Genomic DNA, 13809 nt, shown 5'->3' on the forward strand with positions numbered 1-13809 from the left:
AAGCCGGCCCGCGCCCGTGAGAAGCTCGCGCGAGCATCGCCAAGTTCGTGAACCGTGGCGTCACTTTGTTACAAAATCCATTCAAGTCAATGAATTGGCCGGAAACTCCCGCCTCAAGTCACACCGGCGTCACACCCACCGCCGTGCAACCAAAGAACATAACAGCAATTATGTTCAAAAATCTTTACGTAAGATGCAATTTAATTTGAAAAATTCTTGATCTAAATAAAATTTTTCCCACGTAAATTTAAATAGTACAAAAAATTTTCACGCAGAAATAAAATCAGTACACTGAAGCAATAAGGCTTTTGTAAATCTCCGCTGGAGATTTCGTGGAAACATACTGCCTGCCCCCGGTGAATTGCAGCAATTCGCGATTTTCGAACCTCCTTCGATCCGACCAGCGGGCCAAGGACGGGCTGTCTTCCGTTCCCGCTTCGCGCCTGCGCCGTTGCGCCCCGGCGTCACCGCCACCCCATCGCTCCGGTCAGATCCTCCAGGCCGATATCGGACACGCCGTCCTCCACGAAAGTCTTGAGGCCCGGCACCAAGGCGCGCACCACATGCACACCCGCGACCGGCCCTGGGAGATCGAAAAGAAAAATGTCGGTATGGCCCGCCTCCGCGAGCTTGGCTGCGACAGCATCGAGTTGCGCCGCATGCGTCCGTTCTCCCGCATGCAGCAGGGGCGGCCGGCGATGTCGCTCGGCGAATTCGGCCAGGCAAGGCGCTGCCGGATCCGGCATGGGCAGGACATCGTCCATTGTCTCGTAGAAATCCGGGTCGAGATCGTCGCGGACCCCGCCAATAGTGGTGAGCCGCGATTGCACCGCCTCCAGCAAGGCTGCCAGGGCAGCGGCTCCGGCATCGAGCCGGCAGGCCTCGCCCCCGGAAAACCGCTCCCCACCGCCCGCTTCACTCACCACCGGCCGGACGATCACGGCGCTGACCACCGGCAGGCCGAGGCGGTTGGTCTTGTCGAAGAAGCGCGGCTCCAGCCCGGCGGCGCGCACCCTGCCGACGGCCTCGTCCAGTCCCGCATGCACGCCGGCCTGCCAGCGCAACTGGCGCGAGGTGGCTTCCAGGTGACCGAAGGCGTCGGAGAAGGTGGTGGCATCATGCTCGACCAGTTCGAGCAAGGCGGCCAAGGCGGCGAATTCGAAACTCGGCCCGGCGGCAAGCCCGGCCGAACTGATATGGAAGGCATCCCGATCCCAGGGGAATGCCTCGCGCATGTCGAGCCCGATGAGTTCATAGGGGGCGAAGACCGGCCTCCCGCTGCCATGGGCAACGCCACGCACCCAGGCGCGCTGGGTCTGCTCGTCATAGGCTTCGCTCCGGAACCGCGCGAGGCCCTCCAGCGGCACCAGGCATCGGCCGCGGGCCGCCATCTCCTCCGCCGTGCCGAATTCGGCGATCAAAGCCTTGGTCTGCTCGGCGACGGCTCCCTCCACCGCCTCCATGATGGCGGATATGCGCGCCTGCTCATGCGTCAATCCCTTGCCCTGGCTCACGGCGATGGAGCGGGCATTGGGCCGGGTGGCAAACCAGACGGGAATGCCGACAATGTCAAGCTCTGTCAGGTCGCCCACCCGCGTGATGCCGAAGGGCACGAGAGGCGGATAATGGAAAGCGGATGCCGGCTTCATGGCTGGGCTGTCCTCAATCGTTGAGCCGGCTATTTGATGGCATTGGTCATGAGATCGGCCATGACAAGATCGCCCTCCGCCGTCAGGCCTTCGACGACGCTGCCGCGATAGGGCTCCGGCCGGTTCTGGCTGAGCTTCCATTTTCCTTCGATGCTGGTGATCGTGATCTCCAGCCCGATAATGCCCTTGATCTGTCCCTTCATGAAGGAGGGCGGCGCACTCTCGGCCTGCCAGGGCCGAGGCCGTCCGGCCTCGACCAGATCGGTCAGGGCGGTGACGTGCTCACGCAGCCAGCGCGGATTCTCAGTCGATCTCAAGCGGCCATGCACATGGACGGTGACATAGTTCCAGGTCGGCACGGCCTTGCCCCCCTCGACCTTGTCGACATACCAGCTCGGCGTGATGTAGTGCATCGGTCCCTGGAAGATCGCCAGCACCTCCAAGGCCGGGTCGTGATCGACGGCCATATGATTGTTGCGGTTGATATGGCCCCGCAACACACCCTTGCGCCGCTTGTCGGCCACCAGGAACAGGGGGATGTGATTGGCCTGCAGGCGCCCCCGCTCATGGGTGACGACCGTCGCCAGCGGATGATCGCGCATCAAGGCGTGCAGCACCTCGACGCGCTCCTCCCGGAAATAGCGAGGGTTATACAAGGTTCACCTCATACTTCCGAAAAAACGAGAACCCGTCGGCCGAGGAACAGGTGGCCTAGCAGACAAAATCGTCCGCATTGCCGTCATCGAGCAGCACGGCGTCCTGAAGATTGTTTCCTGTCCTCTGCGTCAGATAACAAAGGGCCATTTTCAGTGACCGGTTTCGCGCTCTCGTCGCCTCAATCGCCGTCGTCGACATATTCGTCCCGAACGAAAATTCGAGATTGCTCAAATTGACACCCGCCTCCGCTAGCGAAGCGATACCGACAAGATTGTCGGGTTCGAGTTGCGGGCCGTCTCCGTGAGCAGCACGGTGATCGGCAATGACGCGCCAGCACAGGGCCGCGACGGCAGCATAGCCATCACAATTGTTCTCTTTGCCAAAGCGGCGGACCTCCTTGTCCGGTATCCTGACGATACGAACAGGACTGATCTTGATCAGAAAGATCCCAACGCCCTTGTCACCGATTATGTAGATATGGTCCCGGTCCCGTCGCAGTCCCGCCATAACATCCCCTCTCCATTTAAACTTCGACCTCCGCATCGTTGCGCGTCATGTGAGGGCGGCGAATTCAGGACGGGCTATGAGATTCCGGCCACCCTGAGTCCGCGCACGATCACATCTTTCATTTTTCCTTTCTTGTCCGGGATGAGCTTTACAACGTCTGCCGCGGTTATCCCGGGATACATGTCCTTCAAACGCGCTCCATAGTTCCTGGCAGCTTCCTTATGGCCGAGATTGCCGTGGCATATTGCGAGTATCCTCAAAACGGACTGATCGCTCTCCATTTTGCCGCACATGTCGATCGCCCCCTCGAAGTCCTCGCGAAAATAGGCGATCGTGGCCCCGCCCCACCAATAGCGGTCGGGCGGGAACGGATTGAGTTCGATCGCGCGCTGAAACCTCTCCCAGCCCGCATCGGGATCGCCCAGATGCGCCAGGGAATCGCCATGCGATTCCAGCAGGTCGGCCGAATTGGGATTGAGCGTCTCGGCTTCCAGGAATTGCTCGGCGGCCTTGTCGTAATCGCGCTGATGCAGAGCAATCACCGCCGACATCCAGTGGCCGACACTGTTGCCCGCATCGATACTGATGGCCGCCTCGGCTTCGTGACGCGCCTGCATCAGGAGTGACGGATCGTTCGCTCCCAGCATGAGCCATTCCAGCTGCAGCGCGTTGGAAACCGCCCCTCTTGCGCCGGCGAAGTCCTTGTCTATCGCTGCCGCCTTCTGAAACTCCACTCTTGCGCGCCGCAGACGCGGCAGGTCGCAATTCTTGAACAGGAGGTGCCCTTCCAGATAGTGCCGATAGGCGAGCGGCTTGGGATCGGCCCGCAGGCGTTCGAGCTGGTCCCGCTCGATCTCGCTCGCCAGCGTCGCCGCGATCCGATGCGAGATCATGCGGAAAGCAACCGCCAGATTCTCCAGTTCCACCTGGTATTCCGTCGCCCAGATGATCTCGTCGCCGGGATTCCTCGTCAGCCGCAAGGCCATCTTCTGGCTCCCGGGCACCAGAAAGCCGGTGACGAGATAGCCTGAGCGCAAGGCGGCCAGCCTCTCCCGATCCCCGCTATCGGCCACGTCGAAACTGCTATGGGGGGCCGTCACCGCGAAGGTGGCATGCCGCGACAGGCTGTTGGCGACATCCTCGATCAGCATGCGATAGAGGGGATGCAGGGTCTCGCCCGGCCGCGGCTGGGGCGGGAACAGGGAGACACGCGGCAGCCCCGCCAGATTGCGCAAGGCCGGCGGCCGGGCCGCCTGATCGCGCACCGCCGAAACCTCTGTCTCGGAGACGACCTGCAGCCGGGGGCGGGGCGCATTGGCCAGGATACGCCGCATGGTGGCCGCCGTTTCCGGCCTCGGCTCGATGCCGAATTCCTCGCGCAACATCTTTTTCAGATCGTCGAAGAGACGGCCGGCCTCCTCGATATCGCCGATCCGGCCGTAAGCCTCGATCAGCGCGCGGAAACTCTCCTCCCGCTCCGGCTCCAGCGCCAGCATGCGCTCGCCGATCTCGTCGATATCGCTCTTCTTGGCGCGGGCGAACTGCGTCATCTCCATGAGCACCTCGCCCGCCAGCCCCAGGACCTGGCGGCGAAAGCGCTCGCGCTCGCTGCGGAACCATTGCGACAGCTCGGGCCCGCCGGTGTCGAGCGTATCGAGCAGATCTCCCCTCACCAGCCGGACAGCAGCCACGCGCTCTGCCAGGACCTGGGACTTGCGGCGCGTCATGATCTGAGCGAGGTCGCTGTACCGCCCCCCGGGTCCGACCATCAGATTGGAGCCCTCCGCCTCGATCAGGGGCTGGTCCAGGGGCCAGAACCTGTTGATGCGGGCCAGCAATTGCCGGAGATTGGTGAGGGCTTTCTCTTCGGGAGCATCGTCCCACAGCAAGGCGGCAATGGTCTGCCGGCTCATTCGCCGGCCCCCGCAAAGCAACAGCATCGCAGCGAGAACATATCCCTTGGCCGGGAACACGCCCTTCATCGGTTTGGCTACATGCGGTACGCCTACCAGATGAAGAACAATGTCGCCGTTGGAGTCCATTCGACTATCCTCGCCTGGGGAGTCTGGCCCAGCATTCCCTGCATGCTGCCACCACTTGCCAGATATCCTGTCGTTCTCATCACAAATCTCGTGGCTTGAGACGAGAACCTTCAGGTCAGGCTCGACATATGCGCCGCATCTACTACTTGTTCGTCGAACATGTCCAAGTCAACAAGTCCAATCTATTTCAGGACCAGACTTCACGCCCGAGTCACGCAGAAACGGAATCATGAATATCACATCGCCTGCCACGAAGAAGCTGATTCATGAAATGATGACGATGGGGCCGTCTGACATCAACATATCAAATCACGCGGATAATCTTGGAAATTAAAAAACGAATACATTTCAACTTTCAAAATAAATCAATTGAACAGAGCCCGACGCAGGAAAATATCGAGCATCGCGCTACGAGAATACATTTAAGGAAGGTAATCGCTCGAAACTACGGGCACATGGCCAGCCGGCCAGCCTCTTCTTGGATCCCGATCACGCAGCCGGCCCTTCTTCAGGAGAGTCCCGCCAGACGCAGGCCCTGAGCGCAGAACTCGATGTCCTCCCGGCGGCGATCCGGTGCCAGGCTGGCCAGATCCAGGGCGGTCATGCCCGGATAGGTGTCCATGACCCGCCGCCCGTAATGGCGGGCCATCGCGGTATCGCCGACGAAGCCATGGCACATGGCCAGCACCCGGATGGCCGATTCGTCGTTCTCCATCCGGGCACACAGCTCGATCGCCTCCTCGAAGCGCCGGCGGCGGATGGCGATGCTGGCGCCGAACCACCAGTAATAGTCCGGCGGGAAAGGATTGAGCTCCAGGGCCCGCTGGAAGCGTTCCCAGCCCAGTTCCGGTTCGCCGAGATGGGAGAGCGCATCGGCATGATGGACCAGGAGATCGGCCGAATGCGGATTGAGAACCTCCGCTTCCATGAATTTCTCGGCGGTATAGTCGAAATCATGCTGATAGAGCGCCACCACCGCCGACATCCAGTGGCCGGTGCCGTGGCCGGGATCGATCTTCATCGCCAGATCCGCTTCCGCCCGGGCCTGGTTGAGAAGGGACGGATCGGTTCCGCCCAGCATCAGCCATTCGAGCTGCAGGGTCTGGGCGATGCGGGCGCGCGAGGGCGCGAAATCCCCGTCCTCCTCGGTGGCCAGCTTGAACTCGGCGCGCGCCCGGCGCAGGCGTGCAAGGTCGAAGCTGTGCAGCCGGGCCTGTCCTTCGAGATAATGGCAATAGGCGGCGGGCTTGGGGTCGGCGCGGGCGCGATCGAGCTGGTCGCGCTCGATCTCGTTGGCGAGGGTGGCGGCGATCTGCCGGGTGATCAACCGGAAGGAAAGTGCCAGCCGCTCGGGGGATACCAGATACTCGGCAGCCCAGACGATCTCCTCGTCCGGCTGGCGCGTCAGCCGGAGCGCCATGCGCTCGCTCGCCGGCACCATGAAGCCGGTGATCAGATAGGCGCTGCGCAAGCTGGCGAAACGCCTGCTCTCGCCCGTATCGGCGACATGGAAGCTGCTATGCGGAGCCAGCACGGCAAAGGTGCGGTGGCGCGACAGGTCGTTGGCGACGTCCTCGATCAGGGCCCGGTGCAGGGGATCGAGCGTGCGGCCCGGTATCGGGCGCGGCGGAAACAGCGCCACGCGCGGCAAGCCAGGCAGGCGAGACGCGGCAGAACTCGCCAGGACCGGCCGCTCGTCGACCGCATGGGATGCCTCTCCGGTCACCTGGACGCGCGGCTGCGGCGCGCTGGCGAGGACCCGGCGCAAGGTGGCCAGGGTCTGGGGCCGGGGCTCCGCTCCGAATTCGCGATGGAGCATGTCGGTCAGGCCGGCGTGGACCCGGTGCACCGCCGGGATATTGCCGTTGCGGCCATAGGCTTCGATGAGGGCGCGGTAGCTCTCCTCCCGTTCCGGCTCGAGCGTGAGCATCACCTCGCCGATCAGGTCGATTTCCCGCTCGGGCGCGCGGCCATAGCGGGTCATCTCGACCAGGACCTCGGAGGCCAGAGTCAGCACGATGCGGCGGAAGCGTTCGCGCTCGCTGCGGAACCACTGCGACAATTCGGTTCCGCCGGAATCGATGCTGTCGAGAAAATCGCCCTTGGCGAGCAGGACAGCCTGTACCCGCTCGGCCAACACGCCCGACTTCGCCAAACGCAGGATCGTGTGGAGATCGGTACGGTCCGCACCAGGGCCGGCCGCCAGATGAGGACCGCTGGTCTCCACCAGCGGATCGGCATAGGGCCATGTCCGATGGATGCGGACGAGAAGCTGGCGCAGATTGGTGAGGGCCTTTTCCTCGGGGGCATCGTCCCAGAGCAGGGCAGCGACAGCCTGGCGGCTCATGCGCCGGCTGCCGGCCAGCAGCAGCATGGCGACCAATACATAGCCCTTGGCGGGAAACACCCCCTCTCCCGTCACCGTGAGATGGGGAATGCCGACCAGGCGAAGGGCTATGAAGGGCTTGTCATCCATCCTGTTCACCGCGACCTCGGCACCTCCGAGGAGGCGCAACACTTGGAAGTCCCAATGGCAAAGATCATGCGCGCAAAGCACACGCCGCCACACGTCTGGGCGACGCTGGCGCAAATCTTCCACCATCGAGACCCAGGCCGGATGAACTGCCCCGATGCGGCAAAGCTGCCGGGGCCCACGTACATCTGAGTATCGTCAGAACGGGCCGCGGCGATGCCGCCGCCCGTTCCGTGCGGCTGAGAATGAGCAAAACCGCGCGACGAGTCAATCAAAGGGGCGGCGAAAGCCCCTTTGATTGCATTCGAACGCCACCAACTTACCCTCTTAGCTGCCTTCCGGCTCGTTCATCGTCGCAGGCGTCACCGTCGAGGGCTTGGGCTTCTCGCGGAAGAGCTTGCGCACGATGAGGCGGATGGTGACGTAGAAAACCGGTGTGAGGAAGAGGCCGAGAAAGGTCACCCCGCTCATGCCGAAGACGACGGCCGTGCCGATCGCCTGGCGCAGTTCCGAGCCCGGCCCCGTGGCGATCATCAGCGGCACGGCGCCGAGAATGAAGGCGAAGGAGGTCATCAGGATCGGGCGCAGGCGCAGCCGGCAGGCTTCGACCACGGCTTGCCAGGGCGTGTCGCCATGGTCCTCGCGCTGGCGCGCGAACTCGACGATCAGGATGGCGTTCTTGGCGGCGAGGCCGATCAGCATGACGAAGGAAATCTGCGTCATGATGTTGTTGTCCATCACCTTGAACCACCACCCGCCGAAGATCGGCAGGCCGCGCGCCATGCCCCCGAGCAGCGCCGCCAAAATGGACAGCGGCACGATCAGGATGATGGCGAGCGGCAGCGACCAGCTTTCATACTGGGCGGCGAGGAACAGGAAGACGAACAGCACGGCGATGCCGAACACGAAATAGATCGTGTTGCCCACCGAGCGCTCCTGGAAGGCGATCTCGGTCCATTCGAAACCGACGCCCGGCGGCAATACCTCGGCGGCCGCCTTCTCCATCAAGTCGAGCGCCGTGGTGGAGGACACGCCGGGCAGGCCCGAGCCGCTGATATAGACGGCGGGATAGAGGTTGTGGCGCATCACCGTATCCGGGCCGGTGCGTTCCTCGAAGGAGATCAGCGAGCCGAGCGGCACCAGGGCGCCGGTGCTGCTGCGCACCTTGAGGCGGGAGAGATCCTCCTTGTTGAGGCGATCGCGGCCCTCGGCCTGGGCATTCACCTGGAAGGCACGCCCCAGGCGGGTGAAGTCGTTGACATAGGCCGAACCGACATAGACCTGCAGCGCCTCGAAGATACTGCCAACTGGCACGTTGAGCATGCGCGCCTTGACGCGGTCGACATTGACGAAGAGCTGCGGACCGTTGTTGGAAAGCGTGGTGTAGACCTGGGTGAGTCCCGGCGTCTGGTTGGCTTTTCCGATCAGGGCATTGGCCGCCTGCATCAGCGCTTCGGGCCCGACGCCGCCGCGATCCTGCACCTGCATCTTGAAGCCGGCACCGGTGCCGAGCCCCTGGATGGTGGGCGGCGGAATGACGAAGACGAAGCCTTCCTCGATGGCGAAGACGCGTTTCTGCAGTTCACCCACGATGGCCTGCGCCGACAATCCTTCCTTCAGGCGTTCGTCGAACGGCTTGAACGGCACGAAGATGGTGGCGGCATTGGAGGCGGCGGTGAAGGTCGCGCCCGAGAAACCGGCGACGCCGATGACATGGGCGACGCCCGGGCTGCCCGCCGCGATCTGCTGGGCCTTGCGCACCACCGCATCGGTGCGTTCCAGCGAAGCGCCGTCGGGCAATTGCACTACCACGATGGCATAGCCCTGGTCGGAGTCCGGCACGAAGCCGGTCGGCACCCTGGTGTAGACGTGCCAGGTGGCAAAGAGCAGGCCGCCATAGATCAGCAGGAACAGCAGCTTGTGCCGGGCGGCGAAGCCCACCGTGCCGCCATAGCCGCGCGACAGCCTGTCGAAGCCGCGATTGAAACCGTTGCCCGCCGCCCGGAGCCAGCGGAACAGGAAGAAGCGGCTCCGGTGCTCGGGATCGTGCGGCTTGAGCAGCAGAGCGGCGAGCGCCGGCGACAGGGTCAGCGAATTGAAAGCCGAGATCACCGTTGCGGCGGCGATGGTCACCGCGAACTGCTGGTAGAACAGGCCGGAGATGCCGGGAATGAAGGCGGTTGGTACGAACACCGCGCACAGCACCAGGGCGATGGCGATCACGGCGCGGCCGACCTCGTCCATGGTGACATGGGCGGCCCGGTTCGGCGTCATGCCGTCATGGATGTTGCGCTCGACATTCTCCACCACCACGATGGCGTCGTCGACCACGATGCCCACCGCCAGGATCAGCCCGAACAGGGTGAGCATGTTGAGCGAGAAGCCCAGGCCCGCCATCACCGCGAAGGTGCCGATGATCGAGACGGGAATGGCGATGATCGGAATGATCGCCGCCCGCCAGGACTGCAGGAAGATGAAGACGACGATCACCACCAGCACGATCGCTTCGAAGAACGTCTCATAGACGGCTTCGATCGAGGCCGAGACGAATTCGGTGGGATTGTAGACGATGGAATATTTCAGCCCCGGCGGGAAGGCCTTGGCCAGATCGTCCATCTTGGCCTTGACGCGGTCGGCGGTGGCGAGCGCGTTGGATCCGGGCCGCTGCAGCACGGCGATGCCCACGGTGGGCTGGCCGTCGAGATAGAGGTTGGAACTGTACTGCTTGGCGCCGACCTCGACACGCGCGACGTCCTTCAGCTTGAGGAGGCGGCTGTCCGTCGCTTTGATGATGACGTTCCGGAACTGCTCGGCATCCTGGAAACGGCCCTGGGTGGTGACCGTGATCTCGCTGGTGGTGTTGCTGGGCGAGGGCTGGGCGCCGAGCGTGCCGCCGGAAACCTGTACGTTCTGCTCGCGCAGGGCCTGGACGACGTCACCCGCCGTCAGGTCGAAACCGGCCAAGCGGTTCGGGTCGAGCCAGACGCGCAGCGAGGGCTCGCGCAGGCCGAAGGAGAAGGTGGAGCCGACGCCGTCGACACGGGCGAGGATGTCGTTGACGTTGAGGATGGCATAATCGGAGATGCCATAATCGTTCAGCGAATTATCCGGCGAATAGAGCGTGACGATCAACAGGAAGTCGGACGACGACTTGTTGACCGTGATGCCGAGCGCGCGCACCTCGGCCGGCAGGCGCGGCTCGGCGGAGGAGACGCGGTTCTGCACCTGCACCTGGGCGATGTCGAGATCGGTGCCGGTGGCGAAGGTGACGGTGATCTGCAGCGAACCGTCATTGGTGGCCTGGGATGTTTGGTAGATCATCCCCTCCACGCCATTGATCGACTGCTCCAGCGGCGCAGCCACGGTCTCGGCGATGGTCTGGGCGTTGGCGCCGGGATAGGTGGCGTTGATCACCACGGTCGGCGGGGCGATCTGCGGGAACTGCGCGATCGGCAGGCCGACATAGGAGACGAGCCCGATCACCACCGTGACGATTGAGACGACGGCGGCAAAGATCGGGCGGTCGACGAAGAAATGGCCGAATTTCATGGGCTGCGCTCCCGATCAGTTCGGGTCGGGAACGAGCGTCTCAGGCACGTCCAGCTTGGTGGGTTGCGGCACGACCTCGCCGCCCGGGCGGGCGCGCATCTGGCCATTGATCAGCACCTGGTCCTCCGGCTTGAGGCCCGACTTGATCACGCGGAAGCTGCCGAATTTCGGGCCCAGTTCCACCACGCGCGGATTGGCGATCTTGTCGGCGCCGACCACGATGACGGTGCGTCCCTGTGCCGACTGGCTCACCGCCACATCCGGCACGACCAGCGCCTCATAGGGCTCGCCGATGGTGATGCGGATGCGCCCGAACAGGCCCGACGTGAGGAAGCCATCGGGATTGTCGACCTTGGCGCGGGCCGTGACGGTGCCGGTCTGCGCGTCGACCTGCGGCGCGATATAGTCGAGCGTGCCCTTGTGGGAGAACCCCTTCTCGTCGGACAGGCCGATCTCGACCTTCAGCGTGGGATCCTTACCGCCGCTATCCAGCTTGCCCTTGGAGGCGCGCTGATAGGCAAGATAGCTCGCCTCGTCGAGATCGAAGTAGAAAAAGATCGGATCGACGGCGACGATCGACGCCAAGGGCGAGGCCGAGTTGGCCACCACGAGATTGCCGCGCGAGACGAGCTGGCGGGTGATCCTGCCCGAGATCGGCGCGGCGATGGTGGCGTAATTGAGGTCGAGCTTGGCCGTCGCCAGCGCCGCATTGGCCGAATCGATCGAGGCGGCCGCTTCCTGATAGGCCTGGAGATTGGCCTGGTAGGTGGCGTCGGTGACGTTGCCGCTCTTCTTCAGCGCCTCGGCGCGCGCCAGATTGGCCTTGGTCAGGTCGATCCGGGTCTGCGTGATCTTCACCTGGGCGGCCGCCTGGTCGACCGCGGCCTGGAACGGACGCGGATCGATCGCGAACAGCACATCGCCCTCCTTGACGAGGGAACCCTCCACGAAGCTCGACTTGTCGAGATAGCCGGTAACCCGCGAGGTGATGTTCACCTGGGGCCAGGCCTGGAACCGCCCGGTGAATTCCAGCGCTTCGGTAATCTTGCGTTTGACGGGATTGGCCACCGTGACCGGCATGGCCGGCATCTGCTGGGCGAACGCGCTGCCCGCCCCCTCGACGGCCGTCAATACCAGCACGCCGGCGGCCAGCCGACTCAATTTGCGACGCAACCTCGACATGAACATCCTCGCAAGCAAAGCGCCTCAGCCAAGCCGCCCGCGTGGCCTATGACCTTGTCGCGGGCACTGCAGCTGGCGTCTGGAAATCCTGCAGGATTTCCCAGCCTGCGCCGCCAGGGCAGGTTCGGAGATCCTGTTCAGCGCTCCACCGGCCGGAATCGCGGTCGAATCGCCGTGTGAATTCTATAGTATGATAATTCTTAGCGCTTTGATCCAATCAAGATCGGCGCCCTGCAACCGTGAGTTGGGACTTGGTGCATATCCGCAACAGGCGCGTCATTTCTGTCGCCTGCGCTTGGCGGAAGCGATTGCCTGGGTCGGTCAAAGCTCGCTGCCGGCTATCATTGCCCAAGCCGGTGGCATTTCCAAGACCGTCGATCTGAAGATCGACACTCCAATCCTGGGCCTGGCCGCTCCCGCCATGGCTCAGGGCGCCGTTCCCTCGCGCCCGATGCTCTCATAGCGGAAGCCATGCCGCTTCATGTCGTCGAGCCTGTAGATATTGCGCAGGTCCACGATCACCGGTTGCATCAGCAGGCGCTTGACCCGATCGAGATCCAGCGCCCGGAACTCGTCCCATTCGGTGACGATCACGCCGACATCGGCGCCGTCGAGGCAGTCATAGGCGCTGGAACGATAGTCGACATCGCTCAGGATCTTTTGGGCCTCCTCCATCGCCTGGGGGTCATAGGCCCGCACCTTGGCGCCTTTGTCCTGCAACGCCAGAACGATGGGGATCGAAGGGCTGTCGCGCATGTCGTCGGTGTTCGGCTTGAAGGCGAGGCCGAGCAAAGCCACCGTCTTGCCGGCGATGTTGCCGTCGAGGGCCGCGATGACGCGGCGCGCCATCGCCGCCTTGCGGGCATCGTTGACGCCGACCACCGATTCCACGATGCGCAGAGGCACGCCGTATTCCTGGCCGGTGCGCAGCAGCGCCAGCGTATCCTTGGGAAAGCAGGAGCCGCCGAAACCCGGCCCGGCATGCAGGAATTTGGAGCCGATGCGGTTGTCGAGGCCGATGCCGCGCGCCACCTCCTGCACATTGGCGCCGGCCTTCTCGCACAAATCGGCGATTTCGTTGATGAAGGTGACCTTGGTCGCCAGGAAGGCGTTGGCGGCATATTTGATCAGTTCGGAGGTGCGCCGCGCCGTGAACAGCAGCGGACCCTGGTTGAGATGGAGCGGGCGATAGACCTCGGCCATCACCTCCCGGGCACGCTGCTCCTCCGTGCCGACCACGATGCGGTCGGGGCGCTTGAAATCCTCGATCGCCGCACCCTCGCGCAGGAATTCGGGGTTCGAGACCACGCTGACGTCGGCGTCGGGCCGGACCTCGCGGATCAGACGCTCGACCTCGTCGCCGGTGCCGACCGGCACGGTCGACTTGGTGACCACCACCGTAAAGCCTTCGACCGCCGCGGCTATCTCCCTGACAGCGCCGTAGACATAGGACAGATCCGCATGGCCGTCGCCGCGGCGCGAGGGCGTACCGACGGCCAGGAATACCACGGCCGCATCGCGGACGGCGGGGGCAAGCTCGGTGGTGAAGGACAGGCGCTTCTCGCGCACATTGCGGGCCACCAAATCGTCGAGACCGGGCTCGTAGATCGGCATACGGCCGGCCAGCAGGCCTTCGATCTTGGCCGGATCCTTGTCGACGCAGGTGACGACATGGCCGAAATCGGCAAGGCAGGCCCCCGTCACCAGGCCGACATAACCCGTACCGATCATTGCAACGCGCATGACATCA

General features: G+C 63.6%; 8 protein-coding genes. All 8 read right to left on the reverse strand.

All coding sequences use genetic code 11. The features are described 5' to 3' along the window. Positions 1 to 464 precede the first annotated feature (464 nt). Positions 465 to 1649, reverse strand: a complete 1185-nt coding sequence (locus J8I29_RS24320; RefSeq protein ID WP_209433618.1) for a YcaO-like family protein — start codon at positions 1647 to 1649, stop codon at positions 465 to 467. A 29-nt stretch (positions 1650 to 1678) separates the two neighbouring features. After that, positions 1679 to 2305, reverse strand: a complete 627-nt coding sequence (locus J8I29_RS24325) for an FMN-binding negative transcriptional regulator (RefSeq protein ID WP_209433619.1) — start codon at positions 2303 to 2305, stop codon at positions 1679 to 1681. Positions 2306 to 2360: 55 nt separating this feature from the next. After that, positions 2361 to 2813, reverse strand: a complete 453-nt coding sequence (locus J8I29_RS24330; protein WP_209433620.1) for a hypothetical protein — start codon at positions 2811 to 2813, stop codon at positions 2361 to 2363. 74 nt (positions 2814 to 2887) lie between these two features. Beyond that, positions 2888 to 4855, reverse strand: a complete 1968-nt coding sequence (locus J8I29_RS24335) for a BTAD domain-containing putative transcriptional regulator (protein WP_209433621.1) — start codon at positions 4853 to 4855, stop codon at positions 2888 to 2890. A gap of 508 nt (positions 4856 to 5363) precedes the next feature. Continuing rightward, positions 5364 to 7331, reverse strand: a complete 1968-nt coding sequence (locus tag J8I29_RS24340; RefSeq protein ID WP_209433622.1) for a BTAD domain-containing putative transcriptional regulator — start codon at positions 7329 to 7331, stop codon at positions 5364 to 5366. A 324-nt stretch (positions 7332 to 7655) separates the two neighbouring features. After that, positions 7656 to 10877: a multidrug efflux RND transporter permease subunit gene (locus J8I29_RS24345; protein WP_105861265.1), complete on the reverse strand. Its 3222-nt coding sequence runs from the start codon at positions 10875 to 10877 to the stop codon at positions 7656 to 7658. 15 nt (positions 10878 to 10892) lie between these two features. Next, positions 10893 to 12059 (reverse strand): efflux RND transporter periplasmic adaptor subunit, encoded by a 1167-nt coding sequence (locus tag J8I29_RS24350; protein WP_209433623.1) that lies wholly within the window; start codon positions 12057 to 12059, stop codon positions 10893 to 10895. 426 nt (positions 12060 to 12485) lie between these two features. Next, positions 12486 to 13802, reverse strand: a complete 1317-nt coding sequence (locus tag J8I29_RS24355) for a UDP-glucose/GDP-mannose dehydrogenase family protein (RefSeq protein WP_209433624.1) — start codon at positions 13800 to 13802, stop codon at positions 12486 to 12488. Positions 13803 to 13809: the final 7 nt, after the last annotated feature.

It is taken from the genome of Labrys sp. LIt4, from assembly GCF_017813775.1.
Classification (GTDB): domain Bacteria; phylum Pseudomonadota; class Alphaproteobacteria; order Rhizobiales; family Labraceae; genus Labrys; species Labrys okinawensis_A.

Excerpts from the sequence above, each read along its gene's own strand:
- J8I29_RS24320 (WP_209433618.1), bottom strand. The coding sequence starts at position 1,649 with ATGAAGCCGGCATCCGCTTTCCATTATCCGCCTCTCGTGCCCTTCGGC.
- J8I29_RS24330 (WP_209433620.1), bottom strand. The coding sequence starts at position 2,813 with ATGGCGGGACTGCGACGGGACCGGGACCATATCTACATAATCGGTGAC.
- J8I29_RS24335 (WP_209433621.1), bottom strand. The coding sequence starts at position 4,855 with ATGGACTCCAACGGCGACATTGTTCTTCATCTGGTAGGCGTACCGCAT.
- J8I29_RS24340 (WP_209433622.1), bottom strand. The coding sequence starts at position 7,331 with ATGGATGACAAGCCCTTCATAGCCCTTCGCCTGGTCGGCATTCCCCAT.
- J8I29_RS24345 (WP_105861265.1), bottom strand. The coding sequence starts at position 10,877 with ATGAAATTCGGCCATTTCTTCGTCGACCGCCCGATCTTTGCCGCCGTC.
- J8I29_RS24350 (WP_209433623.1), bottom strand. The coding sequence starts at position 12,059 with ATGTCGAGGTTGCGTCGCAAATTGAGTCGGCTGGCCGCCGGCGTGCTG.
- J8I29_RS24355 (WP_209433624.1), bottom strand. The coding sequence starts at position 13,802 with ATGCGCGTTGCAATGATCGGTACGGGTTATGTCGGCCTGGTGACGGGG.